Source organism: Mesorhizobium onobrychidis, assembly GCF_024707545.1.
GTDB classification, from domain to species: Bacteria; Pseudomonadota; Alphaproteobacteria; order Rhizobiales; family Rhizobiaceae; genus Mesorhizobium; species Mesorhizobium onobrychidis.
On the sequence record NZ_CP062229.1, the window covers coordinates 757,472 to 782,459 of the forward strand.

Annotated in this window: 16 protein-coding genes and 1 pseudogene; 4 read left to right on the forward strand and 13 right to left on the reverse strand. The window is 61.4% G+C overall.

Going from position 1 to position 24,988, the window contains the following annotated elements; all coding sequences use genetic code 11:
- Positions 1–95 precede the first annotated feature (95 nt).
- On the forward strand, positions 96–3,068 hold the full coding sequence (locus IHQ72_RS03650) for a trifunctional glycosyltransferase/class I SAM-dependent methyltransferase/polysaccharide deacetylase (protein WP_258121217.1): 2,973 nt from the start codon (positions 96–98) through the stop codon (positions 3,066–3,068).
- A 45-nt stretch (positions 3,069–3,113) separates the two neighbouring features.
- Here IHQ72_RS03650 and IHQ72_RS03655 read toward each other — a convergent pair whose 3' ends face one another.
- The 5 genes from IHQ72_RS03655 to IHQ72_RS03675 form a co-directional block, all read right to left on the reverse strand.
- Entirely contained in the window at positions 3,114–3,794 is a 681-nt protein-coding gene (locus IHQ72_RS03655; protein ID WP_258121218.1) for a redoxin domain-containing protein, read from the reverse strand.
- Positions 3,795–3,812: 18 nt separating this feature from the next.
- Positions 3,813–7,112, reverse strand: a complete 3,300-nt coding sequence (locus IHQ72_RS03660) for an ATP-binding protein (RefSeq protein WP_258121219.1) — start codon at positions 7,110–7,112, stop codon at positions 3,813–3,815.
- Between the two features lie 288 nt (positions 7,113–7,400).
- A complete protein-coding gene (locus tag IHQ72_RS03665) occupies positions 7,401–8,786 on the reverse strand; it encodes a hypothetical protein (protein WP_258121220.1) in 1,386 nt (461 codons plus the stop codon).
- Between the two features lie 193 nt (positions 8,787–8,979).
- A complete protein-coding gene (locus tag IHQ72_RS03670; RefSeq protein ID WP_258121221.1) occupies positions 8,980–9,504 on the reverse strand; it encodes a GNAT family N-acetyltransferase in 525 nt (174 codons plus the stop codon).
- A gap of 74 nt (positions 9,505–9,578) precedes the next feature.
- Complete coding sequence (locus IHQ72_RS03675) at positions 9,579–10,403, reverse strand: hypothetical protein (RefSeq protein WP_258121222.1); 825 nt, start codon at positions 10,401–10,403, stop codon at positions 9,579–9,581.
- 205 nt (positions 10,404–10,608) lie between these two features.
- Here IHQ72_RS03675 and IHQ72_RS03680 point away from each other — a divergent pair, with 205 nt between their 5' ends.
- Positions 10,609–12,024, forward strand: a complete 1,416-nt coding sequence (locus tag IHQ72_RS03680) for an adenylate/guanylate cyclase domain-containing protein (RefSeq protein WP_258121223.1) — start codon at positions 10,609–10,611, stop codon at positions 12,022–12,024.
- Between the two features lie 52 nt (positions 12,025–12,076).
- On the opposite strand, the gene IHQ72_RS03685 is transcribed toward IHQ72_RS03680, so the two are convergent.
- The 8 genes and pseudogenes from IHQ72_RS03685 to IHQ72_RS03720 all read right to left on the reverse strand — a co-directional run bounded on the left by IHQ72_RS03685 (position 12,077) and on the right by IHQ72_RS03720 (position 23,046).
- A complete protein-coding gene (locus IHQ72_RS03685; protein ID WP_258123720.1) occupies positions 12,077–12,556 on the reverse strand; it encodes a class I SAM-dependent methyltransferase in 480 nt (159 codons plus the stop codon).
- Positions 12,557–12,767: 211 nt separating this feature from the next.
- Entirely contained in the window at positions 12,768–13,949 is a 1,182-nt protein-coding gene (locus tag IHQ72_RS03690) for an ABC transporter permease (RefSeq protein WP_258121224.1), read from the reverse strand.
- Entirely contained in the window at positions 13,946–14,944 is a 999-nt protein-coding gene (locus IHQ72_RS03695) for an ABC transporter permease (RefSeq protein ID WP_258121225.1), read from the reverse strand. Before IHQ72_RS03695 ends, IHQ72_RS03690 begins: the two co-directional genes overlap by 4 nt.
- Before the next feature lie 2 nt (positions 14,945–14,946).
- Entirely contained in the window at positions 14,947–16,845 is a 1,899-nt protein-coding gene (locus tag IHQ72_RS03700) for an ABC transporter substrate-binding protein (protein WP_258121226.1), read from the reverse strand.
- Positions 16,842–18,737, reverse strand: a complete 1,896-nt coding sequence (locus tag IHQ72_RS03705; RefSeq protein WP_258121227.1) for an ABC transporter ATP-binding protein — start codon at positions 18,735–18,737, stop codon at positions 16,842–16,844. The genes IHQ72_RS03700 and IHQ72_RS03705 overlap by 4 nt, the downstream gene beginning before the upstream one ends.
- Positions 18,738–18,885: 148 nt before the next feature.
- Positions 18,886–20,226, reverse strand: coding sequence for an adenylate/guanylate cyclase domain-containing protein (locus IHQ72_RS03710; RefSeq protein WP_258121228.1), 1,341 nt, complete (start codon positions 20,224–20,226; stop codon positions 18,886–18,888).
- A gap of 206 nt (positions 20,227–20,432) precedes the next feature.
- Positions 20,433–21,816, reverse strand: a pseudogene (locus IHQ72_RS03715) (nucleotide sugar dehydrogenase).
- Positions 21,817–21,885: 69 nt separating this feature from the next.
- Positions 21,886–23,046 (reverse strand): DUF3095 domain-containing protein, encoded by a 1,161-nt coding sequence (locus tag IHQ72_RS03720; protein WP_258123721.1) that lies wholly within the window; start codon positions 23,044–23,046, stop codon positions 21,886–21,888.
- A gap of 92 nt (positions 23,047–23,138) precedes the next feature.
- Here IHQ72_RS03720 and IHQ72_RS03725 point away from each other — a divergent pair, with 92 nt between their 5' ends.
- Both IHQ72_RS03725 and IHQ72_RS03730 read left to right on the forward strand, forming a co-directional pair.
- Positions 23,139–24,227 carry a glycosyltransferase family 4 protein gene (locus IHQ72_RS03725; RefSeq protein WP_258121229.1) on the forward strand — a complete coding sequence of 363 codons (1,089 nt, stop codon included), beginning with the start codon at positions 23,139–23,141 and terminating at the stop codon, positions 24,225–24,227.
- Positions 24,224–24,988 (forward strand): polysaccharide deacetylase family protein, encoded by a 765-nt coding sequence (locus IHQ72_RS03730; protein WP_258121230.1) that lies wholly within the window; start codon positions 24,224–24,226, stop codon positions 24,986–24,988. The genes IHQ72_RS03725 and IHQ72_RS03730 overlap by 4 nt, the downstream gene beginning before the upstream one ends.

Sequence of the window (24,988 nt, forward strand, 5' to 3'; positions counted from 1 at the left end):
GCAGCGTCCCTGAGGACCGTTCCCTTTGGCAGGAAATCGCTGGCTATGTTTCGGGACTCTTGTTCTACCTTCGAACCAGGCGCGGGTAAGGCGGCGTGGCGCATAATCCCTTGGTTTCAATCGTGGTTCCTGCGCACAACGCGGAGGCAACGCTGGCGCGCGCACTCGATTGCCTTCTCGATCAGGAAATAATGGACTGGGAGGCGATCGTCGTCGACGACGCCTCCACGGACGCCACCGCCGCGATTGTTGTCGGTTATGTGGAGCACGATGCCCGGTTTCGGACGTTGAGCTCTTGCGCGTATAGCGCCGCCGGCGCGCGCAATAGCGGGATTTCGACAGCGCGCGGACGCTGGCTCATGTTCCTGGATGCGGACGATTGGGTTGACGCCGGCTTCCTTGCGAAAATGCTGGCCGCACTTGAAGCCGCGCCCGATGCGGTCGCCGCCTATTGCGGTTCCCGGCGCGTGATGCCCGATGGCGAACTCACCCCGTCGAGCATCCCGACGGAGGTTGCTATCCAGCCCTTCGAAACATTCGCGCGCCGGTGCGCCATCCGCACTCACGCGCTGCTCGTCGACCGGAAGACAATTGTCGAGTTGGGCGGCTTCGATGTTTCGCTGCGCACCTGCGAGGACTGGGATCTGTGGCAGCGCCTGTCACGTCTAGGCAAACGTTGGGTGATGGTCGACGAGCCGCTCGCTTTCTATCGAACCAGCCCCAACTCGCTCACCCGCAATTCGACGCAGATGCTGGCCGATGCGGAAATCGTGATCGCCCGCGGCTTTTCTCCTGATCCCAGGGTCAAACAGCCAGCATCGGCTCACGCCAATGGAGCGATCGAGGCGAACGGCCGCACCGCTTCCGAAGCACTCGCGTGGTTCGCGTTGTGGAACGCCGCGTCGGATTGCGGCTGCGGCCGCCGCTCGATCAGCCCGCAGACCCTGCGCGCGCTCCCGGCAGGACGTAAGTGGGCGCGTGAGATCGCCAAGGTGGCCTTCGATGGCCTTATGGTAGGAAGCCTATCGGTGCCAGCGCAATTGGCTGCCAGGTGGGACAGGTTCGGCGGCTCCCTCACCGAGTTGATCACCGAACTCGGCAAGGTCTGGGACGATCCCGTCGCGGGCCGCCGCGTCCAGTATCACCTTGAGGAAATGCTTCTCGACTTCGACGATCTTGCCGCGCCGCGCAGGCTGGCGCGGACGCTTGGAATTCGCGTCGATATTCGAAATCCGACCTCGATCGAACTTCCGGAAGGAATCGATCAAATTTATGCCTATCTGATGATGGATGGTCAGATCGAGGCTGTCGTGCAGTTCGGCGTACTCGGGAAAGTGACAAGGCGCCATTGGATTGAATTGACCCGGGATTTCGTGCCCCCTGGGCGGCTTATACACAGTGCCGCGCGGCTTGCGAGGCGATCTCCTGTACATGCCCCGCAACAGGGCGCCGGTGCCGACAACTCAAACATGTTTGCAGCCGAGGCATTGTTGTCCATCGCGGGACGCCGGTCTGATCGGGACAGCCACTTCGGCAAACTCGCGCGGTTGGCCGCGGAAGCGCGGGGGCTGGTTCGGTCGAGCGCCGAAGCTACAGAGCCGCTTGCAGCGCCGCGCCGTGCATCGGCCGCGGATGGGCACGACAATGATCGCACGTCGTTCTGGAATCGCCGTTTCGCGACCGAGGATCCCTGGAACTACGGTTCGTCCTATGAGCAGGAAAAATATGAGCGGCAGCTCGAAATTCTGCCTGCCGGTCCGATCGGACGGGCGCTTGAGCTGGCCTGCGCGGAGGGGCACTTCACGCGGCAGCTGGCGCCGCGAGTGGGCCATTTGACCGCAACTGACATCTCCGCCGTAGCCATCGGGCGAGCGGGCGCGCGATGCAGCGATCAGCCGAATGTTGAGTTCGGCGTACTGGATTTCATGGCGGATACGCTGCCGGGTGAGATGGATCTGATCTTCTGTTCGGAAGTGCTCTACTACCTGGATGATCTCGCCGAGTTGCAACGCTTCGCCAAAAAAGTCGTTGAGGCGTTGGCGCCTGGCGGCAGCTTCATCAGCGCGCACGCATTCGTGCTACGTGACAATCCTGAGAGGACGGGCTTCGACTGGAACACATTCGGTGCACAAGCGATCTCGGAGACGCTCGCAGGGACCGAAGGCCTCGTCCTCGAGCAATCGATCCAGACCGAGCTCTATCGCATAGACCGCTTCCGCCGCCTGTCACCAGGCGACGTGGCGACGGAACCGAAGGTTGATCATGTGCCAATCCGCGCGCGCATCGAAATGGGGGTCGCGCGAAAAATCGTCTGGGGCGGGGCGCGGGCCTTGCGCCGCGACGTCGCACGCAGCGAGCGGCGGCAGCGTATCCCGGTCCTCATGTATCACAGCGTCGCCGATGATGGTCCGGCCGCGCTCGCCCGTTTTCGGTGCACGCCCGCCTTATTCGGCAGCCAGATGGCATGGCTGCGCGCCAATGGCTTTCACGCGATTGCGTCCGAGCAGCTGGAAGGGTCTATCGCCAACCGCCAGCCTTTCGTTGGCCGCCCGGTGCTCATCACCTTCGATGACGGCTTCCAGAACTTTGCCGACCATGCCTGGCCGATCTTGCGCGCGAACGACCTGACCGCGGAAGTGTTCCTGGTGACGGACTTGGTGGGTGAAAGCGCACAGTGGGACGCCCACAGCGGTCCGCCGACGCCGCTTATGGACGCCGGGACGGTGCGACGCCTCGCCGGCGAAGGTGCGTTCTTCGGAAGCCATATGGCGACGCATCGCGCGATCGATGGTCTGTCGAGCTCTGACTTGGCCGCCGAGCTCCTGCGCTCTCGTATGTTCATCGAACGGTGGACCGGTCGGCCAACCACGGCGTTCGCGGCACCCTTTTCTGTCACCGACCGACGGCTTGGCAGGCTGGCCAAGGAGTGCGGCTATCGAATCGGCTTCGGCGGCAGACACGGGCCGGCGGACCTCGATTGCGATCCCATCGACCTTCCGCGCATCGAGATTCGCGGGGATCGCTCGCTCGATGACTTTGTTGCCAGGGTCGAGGCCGTGCTCGAATGAACGGTGAACTTGTCAGTGTCCCGCCCGTTTACCTCGTTCGCAAGTCTATTGGGCGACTTGGGACACCGCTGACATCAGCTCCTGCGGGTTTGGCGCCCCAAACATGTATCGCCCACCCTCTGGAACCTCCGTGAAGCTCCAGCGGACGATCCCCTGCCGGTCCAGCAGGAACTGACCGACCAGTTGTCCGTGTCCCGTTGCCATCATCTGCTCGTCGGCTTCGGTCATTTCGTAATTGTCCTTCTTGTCGAGGATTTCGCCGGCCGCAATAGGATCCATAGGACCGGGCAACTCGCTTGGTATGTCGACCCGCATATCCTTTACCGCTGCCATCGAGACCTTGTACGGCCAGTTCGTCTCGTTTTGGGTGAATTCGAGATTGGGCAGTCCAAAAGCACGATGTGAAGCGCGTTCAGGGTCGGAGGCCGCGAGCAGATTCGGTATCGGGTGGTAGCGGAAATAGAGACGCGCCCGTTCGATCGGCGTGTTGACCACCGTCAGGCTCTCCACGCCCTTTTCGCGCAGCTCCGGATCAAGCCGCGCCTGGGCGGCGATATGGCGCCGGCAAAACGCACAATGCAGACCTCGAAACAGGCCGACCAGAACCGGTTTTTGTCCGCGAAAGTCGTCAAGCGCGATCTTGCCTTCGTGGGTAATGGCGTCGAGTACCAAGTTCGGCGCACGGTCGCCCGGTTGAAGCGGTACCAAGTCACTACGCGCGGACATTTCCACCCTCCAACCCGGCTAGTCGAGAAAAGGCAGCACCACAAGCGCTTCCGGGTCGAGCCCGTGCTGGGCGCATATACCCTGCGCCAGGGAAAAGTAGCGTTCGGCCTCGGCCAGATTGTCGAGGTCGAGATTAAGCGTTGCAAGACCATCATAGCACGGAAACAGCAGTTGCGGTTCGCCCGTTTCGCGGGCTACGTCCAGTGCTTCGTGGAACAAGCCAACCGCCAGTTCCGGACGGCCGTTGCACTGATGGATCTGCCCAAGCACGATCAACGGCACCGGCAGGTGCTCGCGCTGGTCGAGCGCCCGGTCGATCTCGATGGCCTTCTCGGCAGCAGGCACGCCCTCCGTTGGACAGCGATCCGTGAAAGTACAACAAGCGACCGCCAGATTGGCGAGAAGGCGCGCCTGGAAACCCAGATCACCAATATGGCGCGCCACTTCAAGACCGCGCCGACAGACCTCCATCGCCTGTGCCGGATCGATGGTCGTGTAAAGCACGCCGAGATTGGTGTAGCCGCGGCAGGCCGCGCCCAGTAGACCGGCGGCTTCGGCCAATTCAATGCTTCGCTCAACCTGACGCACGGCTTCACGGTTTCGCCCAAGGCGAGCCAGCGCAACAGCCTTGGTATTGAGTGCCTCGGCGGTCACAAGAGTGGCATCACGCCCTACCTCGGAGACATGCTCCGTTGTCAGAGTGCGTACGCAATCCAACGCCGCGTCCGCCCATTTTGCCGCGAGAGCGTGGTCTCCGCTACGGAACGCCTGTCGGCCACGTTCTTGCCACAGATGCGCCTGCTCGATCGGCGCATCCGCTCCATCGAGGAGCGCTGCCGCTTCAGCATAGCGGGATTCTGCGTTGTCCCGCTTGCCGACGTCCCAGAGCAGCCGACCGATCTTACGCAAAACCCGCGCCGAAGCGACACGATCGGCTGACTCGCGGTATGCCTGCAACACCGTCTCGTAGTGGTGGTGCGCGATCTCGCGGCGGCCTACCGGCCCGCTCAAATCGGCAATGCGCTCTGCAATTGCCAGTTTGAGCGGTGTTTGCCCGATCGCGTCCAACGCAGTCAGTGCTCGCTCGTAGAAACGAAGGGCGTCGTCGTTGGCGTATATTGTGCGAGCGCGATCGCCCGCCGCCTGCAGGTAATGCGCGCCCCTCTCCCGCTCGGCGCTCTGTGCGAAATGATGACCGAGCACGGTCAAATCCTCGAGCCGTTCCGGCTTGTCGCCGCACAGTTGCTCCAAGGCAGCACCGACCCGCCCGTGGATGTCGGTCCGGCGTTGCAGGAGCAGATTCTGGTAGATCACGTCCTGCAGCAACGTTTGCGTAAAGCGGTAGCTTTGCGACGAGACCGAGCCTGATCCGGCAACTTCCTCGATGATTTCCGCATCGCAAAGCAGTTCGCAGCCGGCTTCTAGCCGGCCGGGGTCGGCTGTCACGGCTTTCAAAAGTGTGGCATCGAAGCGCGGGCCGATTACCGCGGCTTCCTGGGCCAACCGGCGTACCTCTTGGGGCAGCCGGTCGACGCGAGCAAGCAACATTGCCTGGATAGTGGCGGGAATGCCGGTTGCGACTTCGCCCGCCACAGTCCGCCATCGCTGGCCCTCGCGCACCAGTACACCGCGATCGATAAGGCCGCGAACGATCTCCTCTACAAAAAGGGGGTTGCCGCCGGCGCGCTCGAGGATCTGGTCGAGAAGCCTTCCTGCGGAGTTTACCCAGCTCTCGCCGAAAAGCGCCGACAGCAGGCTGCGTCCGTCGTCACTGTTGAGCGGCGAAAGCCTGAGCGCTGTGTGACTGACCCTACTTGAGTCGAGCTGGTCGTTGTCCGGAGCCGGACGATGCGTGACCAGCAACATCAACCGCGTGCGTTCCAACCTGTCCATCACGAAACGCAGTGCCTCGAGCGACACGGCGTCGGCCCAGTGCAGGTCTTCGACGACAATCAACAGCGGCGACAACGCAAGCCGCCGTTCGATGATTGTGCGGACTGCGTAGAGAATTTGCCGCCGCAGCTGCTCGGGCTCGACATGCTGCAAGGTGGCATCGGGGTCGCCAAGGCCAAGCACATGGTAGAGCAAAGGCATCAGCCGCTTCGCCTCCTCGCCCTGCAGGCCGAGATCGGTAAGCAAGCCTGCGAGCTTCCCCCGCATTTCGTCCCCATTGTCGTTTTGCATCATCCCGGCAGCGCTGCGCACCACTGCGCCCAAGGCGCCAAATGATTGTTCGCCCAGCGGTGAGCACGTGGCCTGCCGCACGGCGACGTTGCGAAAACGATCCTCGTCGCCGACGCGGGCGACGAACTCCTTCACCAGCCGCGATTTCCCGATACCGGCTTCTCCGACGAGGCGGACAAGTTGGGCCGAGCCGCCGCAAGCCTGGTCAAGACTCGCCAGCATTCTATGGAGCTCCGCACTACGACCTATTATCGGCGCGCTGAGGCCGAGCGCCTCGAGCCCACGCGCTGCACGCGGCGCCGCAAGCGGTGCATCCAGTCGATGGACGAGCACGCTGCCAGCCTTGCCGCGAAGCACGACATCACCCAGCGACTCGTAAGAGAAGGCATGCCGGGTCAACCTGTGAGTGAGCTCGCCTACCAGCACCTCACCCGGTGCGGCCAGCGATTGCAGGCGTTGCGCCGTATTCACTGTGTCGCCGGTCACCGAATAGGATTTGGCGGTACCGATGCCCAATCCGCCAGTGACGACCGGACCAGTGTTTATGCCGATGTGGAGTAACAGAGGCGAGCCGGAGTGGGAGGCGCTTTCGCCGAGGCGCGCCGTCCGGGCGATCATCTCGAGAGCGGCGCGAAGCGCACGTTCCGGATCGTCCTCATGCGCGACCGGCGCACCGAACAAAGCGAGCAGTGCATCGCCGATGAATTTGTCGACGAAACCACCAAAGTTTCGCACGGCCGCCGTCAATTCCTTGAACAGTTCGTTCTGCAGCGCTTGCATCACCTCGGGGTCGAGTTGCTCGCTGAGTGTCGTGAAGCCGCAAAGGTCGGCGAACAGGACCGTTACCGTCCGGCGATCGGCGTCAGAGACGGGATGCAGCCCATCTTCGCTTTCGACGTTCGGAAGCAGCGACGGAGTTCGAGAAGGCGGCACAATGGTCCGGCTCGGTGTCGGAGCAGGTCGTTCGACGGCTTTTGCGGGCGCACCGACGCTTGCCCCACATTTCGGACAGAACTCGAAATCAGGTGCGCAGGGGTAGCCGCAACTGGCGCATGGCACGGGCTGGCGCCTGCCACACCTCGGACAGAAAGCGTAACCGCCCTCAACTTCGAAACCGCAGCCCGAGCAGTCCATAGGACAAGACCTCACTAGGGGCCGTGACAGCGTGATCTCGCTACGCCTTCACGGCCAGGGTGTTGACAAGGATGAACCGATAGCTGTCGACCAGCAAGCGGCAGCGCAAATCGGCATCTAGCGATCAGTGTGGGTCCTGTGGCAGAGCGCTGCCGATCGAGGCGGAAGCCGTCGTCGAAATCCCGAAAGGCATCAGCGTCAAGGAAGCGGCCGGATCAGACGCCAGAGGCTCACCGACAGATCGCCGTCGCTTGCGGTTGCGCACCAGAAAATCAACCCGAAGCAGGCTCAGGTCGCCTTGATCTCAGCCTGGCCGATCTTGCGCCATCGGGCGTTTTCGCGAACCAGTTTCAGGTCGTCGGTCGTCTCGGCAAATGTCCGCAAACGGTATTGCCGGAGCAGGTCCGGGAAGAGCGCCCCTTCCGGCAGGCCGGCAAGCTGCTCGCGGACCGAGATCTTTTCATCGATGACCCGCATGCCCCAGGCATTTTCCCGAACCTGCAGCTCCGCAGCCAGATCGCGCTCTTCCGGCGCGTTTTCGTCGAGCGCAGCCAGCAGGATCGAGTGGAAAAGCGCTACATAGCCAATCTGTCTCAGGCCGCCCACAACCCGCACGCGCGGCAATATGGCAAGAACGAGGAACACCAGGAACGCGTTCGGCAGCAGCACGCCCTCCAGCAGCGCCTGCCTGAGATGCGGCCGCTCGAACGGGATGGAAAGGCCATGCGGCCTGTCGGGCTCGACCAGGTGCCCGTTCTCGAGGACGAGCTTGCGCACGCGCTCCTCGCGGATGCCCCAGAAATAGGCCGTGGCATTGGGCAGGAAACGGCCAAATGGGCTCGATGCGGCCTCTTGCAAGGCACGTTCGAGACGCTGGCGTCTTGCGGGCTCGAGGAGCAGCCTGGAAAGAAGGCTGCCGTCATATTCCAGATGCCGCGCCATGGCAGCCGCGGCGAGCCGGTCATCGATGAAAACCGGCAGGGCCATGCCGGAACGATCCCAATCGGCGACCAGATCTTCGTTGAGGGCTGTCAGCGCATCGGCGGCGGTTCCAAACACCTTGTCCTGACTGGCAAGCAGCATGCCCAGCCAGCGGCTGGCATCCGTTTCGTCGCCCACCGCTTCGAGCGCGCGCTTGTTGAGGGTGACAGGACCGGCCGCGCAGGCGCTTTTTTTGCACAGTTTGCGGCGACCTATGCCAAACAGGTTGACCTTGTCGTCACCGACATCGAGCCATCCCGGCCCCTCCCGGCCAATTGTCTCCATGGTCATCGTCGTCCCCATGAAAGCGAAGAAGGCCGACAGCCCGTTTTCGACCGCCCCGAGCCAGGCAAGCAAGAGGGCATCGAAGGTGATCCGGTCCATCAGAAGCAGGCAGTGCAGGCCGGACTGAATCACCGGTCTGTGCTCGAACTCTTCGAGGGCCTTGCCGATCTCTTCAGGCTGCATGATCGCACCAAGGCGCTGATGCAGGACTTCGCGCAGGATCGAGCGGGCAGCGATCGCCGGTCCCGATGCAGGCCTTGCCACCGGCCGCCACAGATGGCGGGCGTAATCGGAAACCGGCGCGTTCCAGTTCAGCTCGATGTCACGCACGACTTCCGGGCAGAGCAGCGACAGCACAGCCAGAATTTCGACTGGAGGCGTAGGGGTTGGGTCAAAAACGGCGGTCATTGGTCCCGTCTAGCCGCTTGCGGTGCAAACGCCAAGGGAGGCCAGACTTGCTGGATGCGGCCGGCCCAGCTCGTCAACTCGATCAAATGGTGTGAGACGCAATTGAGCGTATCCTATGGAGTTCTCCATTGGCAATCGCCGACTCGGCACGAATTGTCAGATTGGCTAAACAGCCAAGGCCAAACAGCGGATCTTAGAACCGCAGCCGGGCCATGCTCAGGAGGTCGTGGTACTGCCCGTCAGTAAAACCAGCCTTCACATGCCGGCCTTCGACCTCGAAGCCGTGACTTGTGTAGAGACGGATGGCCGGCTCGTTGTCGGCATAGACGGTCAATTCGACGCGCTTCAGGGCGCGCCAGTTGTCGGCCACGTCAAGCAGCGCGCCAAGTATGGCAGAGCCGATGCCCTTGCCAACAAAGGCATCGTCAAGGCCGATATTGATCTCGCCGATATGCGAACGGCGCGGCGAACCCTGCACGACCAGGCTGCCATGGCCGACGACCTTGCCGTCCAACTCCGCCACGATCCAGGTGGTTTCCTGGCCGGACTTGGCGATGCGCCGCTCCACCTGCTCCACCATCTCGAAGGGCATCCTCAACGTGCCCCAACGGAAGCCCGGCATGTTGAAGATAGCGCAAAGCGCCTCCGCATCGCTTGGCCGGACGGACCGGAGCTGCGGCTGGATTTTCTCGGAGGATGGCGAGGTCGTGCTGGTCATGGCGTTCCCGGCGAAGGCAATCGGCCTGGTACGATGCACCGGACGGCAGCTGAAAATCCAGCCGTCTCTGCAACCTATGATGCCGATTGCGAGCTAAAATACCGGGAAGCGGCGTAGAGTTTGAAGACGCCGCTGATGCCGATCCAGCCGAAAAGGGCGAGCCAGCACAATGTCCCGGTCGCCGTCCAGTCGATCCGGTGCACCGCAGCATCGGTGATGACGAGGCCAAGGATGGCAAGCAGGCCAACCATAAACTGCGCCAGGCCGAGCACCAGCAGTTCCTCGCGCGGCGCGCTTCTCCAGACGAGATAGATGCCGCCCGCACCGGCGAGGAAGATGGCGCTGTAGACCTGAGCGTGGAAGGCATCGACCGGCCATGGCCAGATGCTGCTGAATGTCAGGGGGAACAGCAACAGGCCGACGCCATAGAGCCCGAGGATCGCCGATTCCACCTGCATGTAGCCGCGCCATGCGGGGTTTAAGATCACGCCTTTTGCAGAAGGACGGGCCCTGGCCCGCCACAAGAACAGCCCGGATACCGCGACCGAAGCAAGATAGACCAAAAACCAGAGCCAGGGCGCTTTGCGCTCAAAGTTGAAATAGCCGAGATTGATGAACGAAGCCACCGACACGATGACGGTGAAGATGAAGGCCATGACGAGCACGAGCCTGCCGGGCGACCAGCGATTCCAGAACAGCAGCGCCGCCATCACGACCATTTCGGCGGTGTAGAAGCCGCCGAGGAAGCGGGCATTGAACGGCGTGACGGCCCAAGGCCAGCGCGGCTTGACCAGCGTAGGCGCGAAAAACAGGCCGGCGCCTACGATCAGCACGATGATGACCACCACAGAGAAAAGGCGCAGGGCCGCGGGAAATGGCGGGTTGTTGGATGTCGGCATGGGAGAGAGTCCCAAAGATGAATACCCCATAGACCATCATAGTGCCGCTAGCGGCCGGTGAAAATCCGCCGAATGGAAATTGAACTGTCACCAGGCTTGTCCATTCGAATGGCCGTACGGTCCGTTTCGAAGTAAGATGGAGCGCTCGGACCGAAGACCGGTCCGGTCAACACGCCCCGGGGGCGCATTTTCCGGAGCCTGCACGATGAACGAAGCTCAGGATCTGTTCTCGCTTCTGCGGCAATCGACCGATGTCGATCCGCAGGCAATCGACGCGATCAAGCGAACCATCGCGGAGGGCAAGGACCGCGAACTTTGCCGCATCAATGCGCCAGCCTTCGCCAGCAAGCATGGCCTCGACGAGGAACGCGCCATAAGCGCCTTTCTCCATGCGGCACGGGTGGGCATCTTCGACATTTCCTGGAATGTTCTGTGCCCCGGCTGTGGCGGCGTGCTCGACACCAACGCCACGCTGAAGACCCTGCAGAAGGACGAATACACCTGCGCGCTGTGCTCCGAGGGCTATTCGCCAACCCTCGACGAGATGGTCGAGGTGACATTCACCATCAGTCCCCGCGTGCGCAGGATTGCCGCCCACAATCCACACGAACTGCCGTTGGTGGAATATTTCCGCCAGATCTACTGGGCGTCCGGCGTCGATCTGCCGGAAGAGGATTTCGCGAAAAAGATAGAAGCGTTCTCGCTGGAGGATATCGAGCTTGCCCCCGGTGAAAAGGCGGTTCTGCCCATACAGCTTCCGTCTGAATTCATCATCGTCTTCGAGCCGGTCACCCATTCAGCGCAGTTCATCGACGGGAAGGGCGAACCAACAAAAGAGCGCCGAAGCCTCTCTTTGGTCTTCGATCGCGACCATGTCCAGAACCAGACGCTGGAGATGCAACCCGGCCCGTTGCGCATTTCGCTGGAGAACAGGACCGACACCCGCGTGCTGCCGACGGTCTTCATCGCCGGCCAGCTATTGCATGATTTCCTGGGTAAACGCCGGCCCTTCCTGACCGCCAAGCGCCTGCTCACCAACCAGACGTTCCGCGATCTCTATCGCACGGATACACTCGACATCAACCAGCGCCTGAAGATCACCAGCCTGACCTTCCTGTTCACCGACCTGCGCGGATCGACCGAGCTTTACGAGCGGGTGGGCGACCTTTCAGCCTTCGATCTCGTGCGCGAGCATTTCCAGGTTCTGCACGAGATCGTCGCGGCGGAGGCAGGCGCGGTGGTGAAGACGATCGGTGATGCGGTGATGGCGACCTTCGCGACGCCTGATCGTGCGATTGCTGCGGCCCTCAGGATGCGCGATGCCATGCGTGCGCTCAATGACAAGAGCGGGCGCGACGATCTGCTGCTCAAGATCGGAGTCCATGCCGGCCCCTGCATCGCGGTGTCTATGAACGAGCGGCAGGACTATTTCGGCCAGACGGTCAACATTGCTTCGCGGGTCCAGAACCTTGCCAACGCACAGGCGATCTTCGCCACTCGTGCGGTGGTCGACGACAATCTCACCGCCGATCTGTTGCACAGGAACGCGCTGACGCCCGTGCCCCACGAGGTCTCGCTGCGCGGCATTGAGCGGGAGATAGCAGTGTATACGATCCCCTGAAGATTTGGCCCCTTAAGATTTGGCCCCCGAAGATTTGGGTCGGCTCGGCCCCTCACACGCGCCTGCAGACAAAATAACGATCGGCGGGCACCGAAGGCGGTGGCGGGAGGCGTTGCAACAGCGGGTGATCGAGCGGCGTGCCGCTGACCGCGATGCCACCGACGCGAAGCAGGCGCGCGATCAGATCGGGGAGCCAGGTAGAGGTCACTGCATCGCGATCTTCATAGCCGGTGCCGATGTCGGCATGAACAAGAGCCGCGTCGATGCCAATGAACCTCTTCGCCGTCTCGCGTATTTCGCCGAGCACGAGGTTTTCAGCTTCGGGAATTGAGCTGGCGTGTGCGCCAAGTTCGCGGTCGAACACCACGATCCGGCGTCCGGGCAGGCGCTCGCGCAGATGGTGGAACGTCCGGCCATTGCCGAGGCCGAGCTCGAGCACCAGCCCTTCCATCTTCGCCACCTCGGGGCAAACTTGATCGAGAATGTCGCGCTGTGCGGTCATCCTGCTGATGAAATTCTCGAGGCGAGTCATATGCGTTTGTGTGTCCTGAAACCAGCTCAAGAGATCGGCAATGCCCGCGACCATAACGGTTCACGGGTGAAACCCGAGGGCCCGTGTTAAACCCCGATCGCGTCTCGCCACATATAGAGGCGAACGATGAACACGGCAATAACCGAACAGGCTGCCGACAAGGATCATACCGGGTGGAGTCGGCGGCCCGGCGCGCGGCGGAATAGCGATCTCACTTGTAGGGGTCTGCGGCGTCCCGCAGGCCGTCGCCGAGGAAGTTGAACGCCAAGATGACGAGAATGACGGGGAGCATCGGCAAAAGCAGCCATGGATAGAACGCGATGACGCTGACGCTGCGCGCCTCGGTGAGCAGGATGCCCCAGCTGGTTATCGGCGCCCTCAGGCCGAGCCCGAGGAAGCTCAGCGCCGTCTCGCCCAGGATCATGCCGGGTATGGAGATCGTCGCCGTCGCGATCAGATGCGACATGAAGCCGGGAATGAGATGCCGCCCGATGATGCGGCTGCTTTTGGCGCCCATCAATTGCGCGGCCAGAACGTAATCCTCCTCGCGCAAGGCTAGAAGCTTTGAACGCACGGCCCGCGCCAGTCCGGTCCAGTCGAGCAGCCCGAGAATGACGGTGATGCCGAAATAGATCAGGATCGGACTCCAGGTTATCGGCATGATCGCCGCCAGAGCCAGCCATAGCGGAATGCTGGGGATCGATTGCAGAACTTCGATTATCCGTTGAACGATCAGGTCGAAGATACCGCCGTGATAGCCGGCCAGTCCGCCGATCACAATGCCGAGCAGGAAGCTGAAACTGATGCCGACGAGGCCGATTGTCAGTGAAATGCGTGCGCCATAGATGATGCGCGAGAGCACATCGCGCCCCAGCCTGTCAGTGCCGGCTAGAAAGAGCTGGCCGTTTTCGGCAGGGCAGACAAAATGCCTGTCACCTTCGATCAGGCCCCAGAACTGATAACTGTCGCCCTTGCAGAAGAAACGGATCCGCTGAACATCATCCTGATTCTCGATGTAGTTCCGCTTAAGCGTGTCCATATCCAGCGTCATCTGGCGGCCATAGACGAACGGCCCGACGAGCTGGCCGTTGTGGAACAGGTGCACCCGCTGCGGCGGCGAATAGATGTAGTCCATGTTGCGCGTGTGCAGATTGTAGGGCGCCAGGAACTCGCAAATCAGTATCCCGAAATAAAGCGCTGCCAGGAATATGCCGGATATAACGGCAAGCCGGTGCATCCGGAATTTCCACCACATCAGCCGTAACTGCGACGCCTGAAAGACCTTCGACTGCTCCGGCGTCATCGCCTCGACCGACTGCAGGTCAATGGGCGCGGTGGAAACGTAGTGTTGAAGTGGAGCACCCGGAGCGGGCAGCGGCGAATGCGTGTTCATTTGGTGCTGCCGCCCTGCAAACGAATTCGTGGATCAAGCAGCGCCAGCGCCAGGTCGGAAATCAGGACACCGATGACCGTCAGGAAGGCGAGAAACATCAGGAACGACCCTGCCAGATACATGTCCTGGCTTTGCAGCGCCTTGATCAGCATCGGCCCGGTCGTTTCCAAAGACAGCACGATCGCAGTGATTTCGGCGCCGGAGATGATGGCCGGCAGGATAGAGCCGATGTCGGAAATGAAGAAATTGAGCGCCATGCGCATCGGATATTTGACCAGCGCCTTGAACGGATGAAGTCCTTTGGCGCGCGCGGTCACGACATATTGCTTGTGTAGCTCGTCGAGCAGATTGGCGCGCAGCCGCCGGATCATGCTTGCCGTGCCCCCGGTGCCGATGATCAAGACCGGAATCCAGAGATGGGCGAGGATCGACTTCGCCTTGGCCAAGCTCATCGGCTCGCCGAGATATTGCTGGTCCATGAGATGGCCGATGGATGTGCCGAACCAGATGTTGGCGAAATACATCAGGATCAGCGCCAGCATGAAGTTCGGAATGGCAAGGCCAAGAAGGCCGAGGAAAGTCAGGCCGTAGTCGCCCCAGCTGTATTGATGCGTGGCGGAGTACATGCCGATGGGAAAGGCGATGAGCCAGGTGAAGATGATCGTGACGAAGGAAACCAGCACCGTCAGCCACATTCGGTCCCCGACGACGTCGCGAACCGGCAGGTCATATTCGAAGGAATAGCCGAAATCGCCGTGTAGCATCCCCCCGACCCAGTAGAAGTAGCGAATGACCGGTGGCTGGTCGAAACCATATTCCTTGCGCATCATCTCGATGCGATCGGAATCCACCGCTTCGCCCTGAGCCCGAAGCTCGGCAACATAGCTGTCGAAATAGTCGCCTGGTGGAAGTTCGATGATCGTGAACACCAGTGCCGATATGACCAGCAGCGTTGGAACCATCACGGCGATGCGCCAGACAAAATATCGAAGCACGCTCAGGACTCTCCAAGCCAGAATGTATCCGGCATGTAGACACCGAAATAGGCGGTCGGGTCGTAGCCGTAGAGCGCCTTGTCAGGCAGATTGCGCAACCGCGAGGACGCCAGAACCGGCTGATGCGTTCCGTTCACCGTGCCGATCGAAAACACCTGATCGGTGTAGATCGACAGCATTGAATTCCAGATTTCGGCGCGCTCCGTGGCTTCGGTCGATGCGTTCCAGCGCTTGAGTAAAGCCATCAGCTCGACCACAGGCGGAAGATCGGGCGCCTCACCGACCTTGCCGTGAGACAAGTAGTAAGCACCCCAGAGCGGCCATTGCAGCTGGTCGTCGATGGTGGGGGCCAGCTGGTACGGGTTCATGTCGGCGGTCGGCACGCCATTGTCGATGCCCGACCACATCGACATCATGATCTGGCCGCCAAGCGCGCGGCTGCGGAAGATGTCGCGCTGCGAAGTCCGGATGAACAGGGCGATGCCGATCTTGCGCCAGTGATCGGTGATGAGTTCGAGCGCGTCGGTTTCCAGCGTGCTTTCGCCGGCCGTTTCCACTATGACCTGCGCAGGGCGTCCATCGGGAAGTATCCGCAGGCCGTCATCGTCACGCGTCTGAAGCCCGGCCTCGTCGAGCAGGGCATTGGCCTGGTCGGGATCATGGGCGACCCAGGCTTTCGCGAATTCCGGCCGGTAGAGCGGGCTCTCCGGCAGGACCGTATCGGCACTTTCCTGCGCCAATCCGTAGAACACGGCCAAATTGATCTCGCGCCTGTCCACAGCGAGCGAAAGGGCGCGGCGCACGCGCACGTCACGAAGAAGGCCACGCCACACCTGGTCGGAACAATTCAGATTGGGCAGCAGCGCCAGCCGCGAACCCTGTGTGCGTTTCCAGAGATGCATCTTCACCGGGTAGCGCTTCTCCGCGTCCTTCAGGAAGGAGTAATCGCTGAAGTCAATTCCCATGGATTGCAGGTCGCTCTCGCCCGCACCGGTCTTGGCGGAGATGATCGCCGGCGAGCTGACATTCATGACGATCCGGTCAACATAGGGCAGTTGCCGGCCATTCTCGTCTATTCGATGAAAGAACGGGTTGCGCTCGAAGACGAATTGCTCGGCCGGCGGCTTGGTCCGGTTCCGCCAGGGATCGAGCGTCGGCAGTTCCGGGTTCTCCGGGCGATACTGCCGCGACATGCGGATATGCAGGAGCGTCCATTTCCGGGCCCGGTTCTCCTTCATTAGGCCGGCGAGCCGGGATGGATCCTGGTATTTCTTGTGGAACTGCTTGAGATAGGCGGCCGGCAGAGCAAGCGATAGCGGCGAAGCAGCAGCAAGCTTGGGCAGGAAGTCGGGATTGGGCGCATCCCAACTATAGCGGACCGTCGACGGATCGACGATCTCGAAGCGTGGCGGCTTGCCGTCCGCCAGCAGGGCCGGGGCAAGCCCGCCTTGCGAAAGCTCATCGTTCAGCCAGACATCTTCCCAGCAATAGCGAAAATCCTCCGGCGTCAGCAGGCTACCGTCAGACCATTTATGCCCTTCCCGAATCTTGAAAGTGAAGACGCGATCATCCGCTACGTCGAAACTTTCGAGGATGTCGGGTTGCAAGTTAAGCTTTTCGTCATAGCCGACCAGGCGAGCATACCCGTAGATCGTCATCATCCGGATATCTTTCTGGCTGCCGATGATCGTGCGCAGCGTGCCGCCATACTGGCCGGGCTGCCGGCCCATCGCGGCGAGGTTCAACACGCGCGGGCTCTTGGGCAGGCGTTCGGCGAGTGCCGGCAGCGCCTTGGCCTTCAGCTGTGGCTGAAGAAATTCCGGCTCCAGATCGCCGGCGCGCGACGTGCCCGGCAGAAATGCCGAAGCCATGAGGCCAAGGACGGTGCGCCGGCTGATCAATGGCGTAGCTCGCTGACATCGGCCGAACGTCGGGCCAGCACGAGGTGGCCGCCGCCAAGATCGAGCGGCGACAGCATATCCTCGTCGCCCTCGTCGCGGAATTGCGGTCCCCATGCGCTGGTGTCGGAACCACCGCTGAGCTGCAGCGTCTTGAAATCCATCGGCCTGTCGAGATCGGGGAAAGGTACTGCGGCAACCAGTGAGCGGGTGTAGGGGTGGACCGGTTTCCTAAGCAGGATTTCGCGCGGCGCAAGCTCGACGATACGCCCGCCGCACATCACCGCGATGCGGTCTGCCATGTAGTCCACCACCGCCAGGTTGTGGGATATGAACAGGTAGGTCAGGCCCAGTTCCTTCTGCAGATCCTTCAGCAGGTTCAGGATCTGCGCCTGGACAGAGACATCGAGCGCCGAAACCGGCTCGTCGCAGATCAGGAGTTCAGGCCCCAGCGCCAACGCGCGCGCGATGCCGATACGCTGACGCTGCCCGCCGGAGAAACTGTGCGGATAACGCTTGATGAAGCGCGGATCGAGCCCGATTGCCTGCATCAGGCTCTTGACCGTGGCGAGTCGGGACGCGGCATTGCCACGTTGATGGATTTCCAGCGGCTCGCTCAAGATGTTCTCCACCGTCATGCGAGGTGAAAGCGACGAAACCGGATCCTGGAAGACCATCTGGATTTTCGCGCGCAGCATGCGCAGGGCGCCTCCCTCGGCTTCCAAGACGTCGATCGGTCCATCGCCGCCGTTGAAGATCACCGAGCCGCCGCTAGGGGTGACAGCCCGCATGAGGATCTTGCTGACGGTGGTTTTGCCGGAGCCGCTTTCGCCGACCAGACCCAGGCACTCACCCCGCCTGATATCGAAGCTCACGCTTTCCACGGCGCGAACAGAGGTTTGATGACCCCCGCCGAACCATCCGGACTTGCGGGTGGTGAAGGTCTTTTTCAGATCCCTGACCGACAGCAGGACGTCGTCCGGGCCCTTCGACGCCGGCGCCGTCTGCTTGCCGAGCAGGTTCCCGACATTCACCGGCACCTCGCGGAGCGCTTTTAGCCTTTCGCCAGGCTTCAGATCGAAATGCGGAACGGCTGCCATCAGGCCCTTCAGGTAAGGGTGACCTGGCCGGCGGAATATCGCCTCGACAGGTCCCGCTTCCATGATCTCGCCATGGTAGATGACCACGACCTCGTCGGCAACATTGGCGACCACGCCGAGGTCATGGGTGATCAGTAGCATCGCCATGTTCAGCTTGGTCTGAAGCCCGCGCAGCAATTGCAGGATTTGCGCCTGGATGGTGACGTCCAACGCCGTCGTCGGCTCGTCGGCGATCAACAAGGCGGGCCGGCAGATAAGCGCCATGGCGATCATGGCGCGTTGACGCAATCCTCCCGAAAGTTCAAAGGGATACATGTCATAGGCGCGCTTGGGATTGGGAAAACCGACAAGGTCGAGCATTTCCTCGGTCCGCGCCTTGCGCTCCGCTCGAGCCATGGGCGTATGAATCTGCAGGGATTCGCTGACCTGGTTGCCGATCGTGTGCAGCGGCGACAGCGATGTCATCGGCTCCTGGAAGATCTTGCCGATGCGGCTGCCTCTCAACGCCCGGATATCGGGTCCGTCACGCGGCATCTGGAGGATATCCTGCGTCGTGCCGGGCTTTTCAGGATCGGAAAACAGGATACGGCCGCGAACATGGGCTGTGTTCGGCAAAATGCCCATCACTGCCTGGCTGATAACCGATTTTCCGGAACCGGACTCGCCCACAAGCGCGGTAACCTTGCCGGGCAGGACGCGAAGATTTGCACGCCTGACGGCATGCAACGGTCCCCCGATAATGGCAAAAGAGATGCCAACATCCTCGATCCGCAGCAGATCAACGCCCGAATTCATTCTCACACCAGCCCCACTCTGGCAGGTCCAAAAGGCGAGACTAGCGCATTGCCAGCCTAGAGCAACTTGGATTCGAAACAATCGCCAGTTCCCTGGCGGAACGGCGACCGGACTGCATACCAAAGGCGTCCGGATCAGATCTTGGCGGTTACTGGAGCTTCCTCGCGGCGCCCGCCGACAGCCGCGCGGCATCGCGATGAAGCAGCATGACCTGCTCGGCGTCGGATATTCGGTCGTAAATCGGCTCCAGCGTGCCGTCCTCATCGAGTGCGAGAGCACCCGACAGATCGGGTGAAAGCACCGTCAGCTTCTGTTTGATACCCGCCAGTCCCTCCTTGCCGAGCGTCAGCCAGCTGTTGGCGCCGCAATAGCCGGCGAAGTCCTTACTGGCGAGAACGCTGTGCGGATATTTCTTGGTCAGGGTCTGGAGGCGCTGGACCTCGTTTACAGCCGAGCCGAAGACAGAGAATGTGAGCCGGTCGGTAAGTCCGACATTGCCGAACATCACATTGCCGACATGCAGGCCGATGCCAAATTCTATGTCGCCCAATCCCTGCTCCTTTCTGCGCAGATTGAGATCCATCATGCGCGCGGTGGCCTTGTGCGTTGCCGCAAGAGCAGCCTGGCAGGCGATCTCGGACTGCGCACGGTGCCTTTCGCAAGGGTAGACGGCAATAAAGCCATCACCTATGAAACTCATGATCTGCCCGCCTCTGCGATTGAAAGGTGCAGCAATGGCATCGAAAAACTGGTTCAGCGTATCGATGTAGATTTCGCGGCCGGAAGTTTCGGCAAGCCTTGTCGACCCGCGCATATCGGCCATGACCAGTGCGGCCCGGATTGTGTCGCCCTCGCCGCGCTTGATCTGGCCGTCCAGCACGCGCCTGCCGGCGTCGCCGCCGAGATAAGTGGTCATCATGTTGTCGGCCAGCTTGGTGAGCACCGCCATCTTGGTTGCGATAGCGAGATGATTCTGGATGCGCAGCAGCGCTGAAATCATGCTGTCGCTGAAGCCTGAAGCGCTGTCGGTGGACCAGGACCCGATCATGCCCTGACTGGTATTGCCGTTGAAGGGATGGACGAAAGCCATGTAATCGGTCACGCCCATAAGCCTGAGTTCATCGAAAACAGGAAATTCCGACGGCACCGACGTTTCGAGCCGGCGCCGCAGATGGTCGAGCTTGTTGCTGAGCAGATGGTAGTATGGGCTGGTCAGGAATCTGTCAGAATGAACGCCGTCCTCTTTGCGGAAGCCTTCCACTTCCATGCCCTGGCCGCGAAGCCAGGTGAAGCCAAGCGCGTCATAAAGCGGATGAAGCATCGAAAAGCTCAAATGCACCCGCTTCAGCGGCAGGCCGGCAGCAGCCAGCCGTTCACAAAAGCCCTTTACCAATGTTTCCAGGTCGTTGCCCGCCAGCGCCGATTGGGTCAGCCAATCGGCAACCTTATCCATGAGAATGGTGGAAATTTCTGCTCGCGCTGTGCTCATGCTATCTTGAGACCCGTCGAAGACGAGCCATTCTCCTTTGATCCGCCACAACACGGTCCGCTAACGACCCAAAGACAAGACCCTCGAAGTCAATGAAGCCGGCTTCGGCGGCAAAAGCCAGCGAAGGGGCATTATGTGGCGAGGCTGCCGGCGGAGTGCAATCACGATCCTGACATCAGGCAAAAAATTCGCCGGCTCAGACGCCGTCAGGCCTTCACCACCGTCTCTCGGGCTAGCCCGAGGCGGCCAAAAACGTTGTGTGTGTCGACGATCAGAAGAGCGTGATCAGCGATCGCCTGATAGTCGATCGCGTCGTGGTCGGTTGCAACGACGACAGCATCGAAATCCTTCAAGGCCGTCTCGGTCAATTCGACCGAGCGACGCCCCTTGATCGCCATATGCTCCCGTGTGGTCGGGATCTCGGTAACATGCGGATCGTGGAATTCCGCCTTGCCGCCCCATTCCTCGATGAGTTCAATGAGCCGCAATGAAGGGCTTTCGCGGATGTCGGGCACATTCTTCTTATAGGCGAGCCCGATGATGAGAATGCGCGAGCGGCTGAGCGCCTTGCCGCAGCGCCGGTCCAGCGCCTTCGCCAGTTCATCGACTACATGACGTGGCATGGCCGTGTTGATCTCTGCCGCCAGCTCGATGAAGCGGGTCGGCAGTTCGTATTCGCGCGCCTTCCACGTCAGGTAGAAGGGATCGATCGGAACGCAGTGCCCGCCAAGTCCGGGGCCAGGATAGAAAGGCATCTAGCCGAAGGGCTTGCTCTTTGCCGCCTCGATCACCTCCCAGATGTGATGCCCATCGCACCGAGCACGACCTTCAACTCGTTGACCAGGGCTATGTTGACCGAGCGGAAGATGTTTTCCGTCAGCTTGACCGCCTCGGCGGTCGCCGTGGTGGAAACCGGAACGACGGTCTTGACCACGCCCTGGTAGAAAGCCTGCACGAGTGTCGCCGCTTCAATGCCGTCGCCTGCCACGACCTTGGGGATCGTCGCGACTTCAAAGCTGCGGTTGCCGGGATCCTCGCGTTCGGGCGAGAAGCCGAGGAAGAAGTCTATCTTCGACTGCAAGCCGGTTTCTTCCAGTATGGGCTTGATCACGTCGTCGGTGGTGCCGGGATAGGTGGTCGATTCCAGCACAATCAACTGGCCGCGACGCAGATGCTTCGCGATGGTGCCTGCCGTGTTCCTGACAAGGAGAGGTCCGGCTCACGGTTTTTCGTCAGCGGTGTCGGAACGCAGATGATGATGACATCGCAGACGGCCAGTTCGGCAAAATCCGCAGTGGCGCGGAACCGTCCGCTCGCCACCTGGCCGGCAAGGGCTGTCGACGTCACCGCCTCAATGTAGGATTGGCCGTTGTTCAGGCTCTCGACCTTCTGGGCTTCGATGTCGAAGCCGGAAACCGGGAAGCCGGCGCGTGCGATCGCAACCGCCAGCGGCAACCCGACATAGCCCAGTCCGATCACGCCGACTTGCGCGGCGCGCGTCGAAATCCGGTTCAGAAGACGGTCATATGTCGATCGTGAGGCGTCCAAAAATCTGCTTTCAGTCAATTCGGACAGCCCGTCCGCTCCCATGGCGAGGCTCACCTGGTTCCCCAAGAACCCCGAGGCATATTGCGGAAAATCGATTTCCGCAAGCCGTCGTCAGACCGGCACCTTCGCCTTCAGGCTTGCGGCGGCCATCGCATAGCCGCCGGCGGCGCCATCGATGAAATGAACGTGATCGCGCTGCAGCGGCGAGGCGACGAGGCATGTCATCAAGGCCGATTTCTGGCGGTGCAGGCCATAGTTGCAGATGCCCGCCTCTTCCGCCTGTTTCAGCCGGTTCTCGATCCGTTGCAACACATCCGCGTCAATGTCGATAGTCATCTTCAAGCCGTCGTCGAACTTCCGGAAATCCGAATTGCTGGCCACGTCGCGTTTGTAGATCTTCGGATCGAAACTGCCGATCGTCCAGCCATATCTATCGGTGACAGCTGTAAGCGTCAGCTGGAACAATATCCACAGCTTCGACAGCCACCGCCATCCTGCCGGCGCCATGGCCCTCGCCTCGATATCGAGGCCGGCGGGCGAAAAACTGTAGGCCGGCCCGTTCACCGGCAACGGGTGGCCATCGCGTTCCTGCCCGCCGGCAAGGGCGATGATGTCGGAAGCCAGAAACTGAAAACCGCGCAAGTCGCGCGACGCCCCAGGTATGGCTATGATCGAGACGATTTCGCCATGCCGGGCTTCGATCGGGTTCCAGCGGCAGGAGAGGCCGGTCAGATCCGGCCGCGCGCCGGCCGGCGCAGGATCGATGCGGTAGCGCCCCGCTTTCATCTCGGCTTCCGCCCAACTGCCGCCACCGCCGGCGAACATGGCATAGAAGACCGCTTCGGAGGCCCGGAACCTCGCCACGCGAACGTCGAGGCCTTGCGCTCTTATATCCTTTATCGGCACGATTGCGGCACGCAAGGTCAGGTCCAGTTCGTCCGCCACCCATCTCTGGACAGCCGCCAGCGCGTTGCGGGTGATCTCCAGCGCCGAGCCGGGAAACGCCACGAGCGCGCCGTCGCCGCCGAAGACAAAGGGAAGATCTTTCCGACCCAGCGCATTGAGCAGCGCCGAAATGACGCTGGCGCCGGCCATATTGACGGTTTTATAGCGCCCAGCCTCGATCGCCTTGGTCGAGCCGACGATGTCGGCGGTGGCCAGCGCCCAGCCATCCGGGAGAGGCCGATAGTTATCGATATCGGCAACGCTTTCGAACTTTGCGAAGACCGGCAAAGAAGCGACAAACGGGTCGGACGCGGCAGCTGTTTCCATGAGCATCAGATAGCACATTCCACTGCTTGAAGGTGAAGTCGATCATGCTTCGAAATTGACTTGCGCAGGCTTTCCGATAATAGGGTCCGGCGATGCGAATTGCCTTCTACGCGCCGCTGAAGTCGCCCAATCATCCCGTTGCCTCCGGCGACCGCCAGATGGCACGGATGCTGGTCAAGGCGCTGGAGCATGGAGGGCATAGCGTCGAACTAGCATCCGAATTGCGCCTCTATCTACGCAAACCGGAGTCGAAAAGTTTCGATGCTCTCAAGATCGAGGCCCGAGAGGAAGCCGCGCGGCTGACAAAGCTTTGGGATCGTGACGGCAAGCCCGATCTCTGGTTCTCCTATCATCCCTATTACAAGGCGCCCGACCTGATCGGACCCGAGCTGGCGTCGGCCTTTGCTATCCCCTATGTGACAGCGGAAGCCTCCTATTCGAGGCGGCGCAACGCCGGTTTGTGGGCCGATACGCAAGCGTTGGTGGCGCGAGCCGTCGAACAGGCAGCGCTGAACATCTGCTTCACGCAAAGGGATCGTCAGGGACTGACAGATGCGATTCCCGACGCCGCTCTCGGCATGCTTTCGCCCTTCATCGACACATCGGTATTTCGGGAAATGCCGGCACGGGGTTGTCCGACGCGCCTCGTTACCGTCGCCATGATGCGCCCGGGCGACAAAGTCGAAAGCTATCGCATGCTGGCGCAGGCGCTCGGTCCGATCGGCCACCTGCCCTGGACCATGTCGGTGGTCGGGGATGGGCCTGCCCGTGACGAGGTCAAAGCGCAATTCGCCGGCTTGCCCGCCGACCGTATCGAATGGCTTGGCGCGATTGAGCCAGCCGCCGTGCCGGATGTCCTCTACAGTGGGGGAATTTACGTCTGGCCGGGTTACGGCGAGGCCTATGGCGTTGCCTATCTTGAAGCACAGGCCGCCGGCCTTCCGGTGGTGGCTCAGGACATCGCCGGCGTGCCGGAGGTCGTGCGGGATGGTCAGACCGGGTTTCTCACCCCGCCGGGCGATGTGGCGGCGTTCGCTTCTGCCACTGAAAGGCTTCTGGCCCGTAACGACGAAAGAACCATCATGGCCGCGGAAGCCAGACGTTTCATCCTCGAAGAACGCTCCCTCGGTGTTGCAGCGGCGCGTCTGGCCGAACTTCTTGCGAAGATCCCGGATTCATGACATCCGATCCGATCTGGCAGCCCTTGGTGGAAGAACTGGCGTGCCGGCAACGGGCGGACCGTAAGGCAGAGTTTTGGCTGCGCGACGACGACGCCGTGGATCCGACGCCTGCGCTTGATCGGCTGCTCGACCTCACCGGTGAATTCGCGGTTCCGGTCACTCTGGCCGTCATTCCGGCCCTGACCGATGAGAAGCTTGTCGTCCGGCTTGACGAGGCGCCGCATGCCACGGTCGCCATCCATGGCTGGGCGCACCGAAATCATGCGCCCGAGCACCAGAAAAAGCAGGAGCTCGGCGCGCATCGGCCACGCGAGGCGGTGCTCGATGACCTGGCTCGCGGGCTGACGCACGTAACCGACCTGCACGGCGCACGTGCCGTTCCGATGCTGGTGCCACCCTGGAACAGGATCGACGCCGGCTTGGTATCCGACCTTGGATCGATAGGATTTTCGGCATTGTCGGTCTATGGGCCGCCGAGGCCGGCTTCACTTGCGGTCATCAACAGCAATGTCGACATCATGGATTGGCATGGCACGCGCGGCTGCCGCGATCATGGCCTATTGGTTCAGGCTATCATCGCGCAATTGCAGCATGCAATCGACGGCGGCGAACCGGTCGGCCTGCTCACCCACCATCTCGTACATGATGAATCGGCCTGGCTCTTCCTCGAACGGCTGTTCACAGTCACCGCACATTGTGAAGCCTGCGCATGGCTTCCGATCAGGACATTGATCGGGCGCAGCGCCGGTAGAGGAAAATAG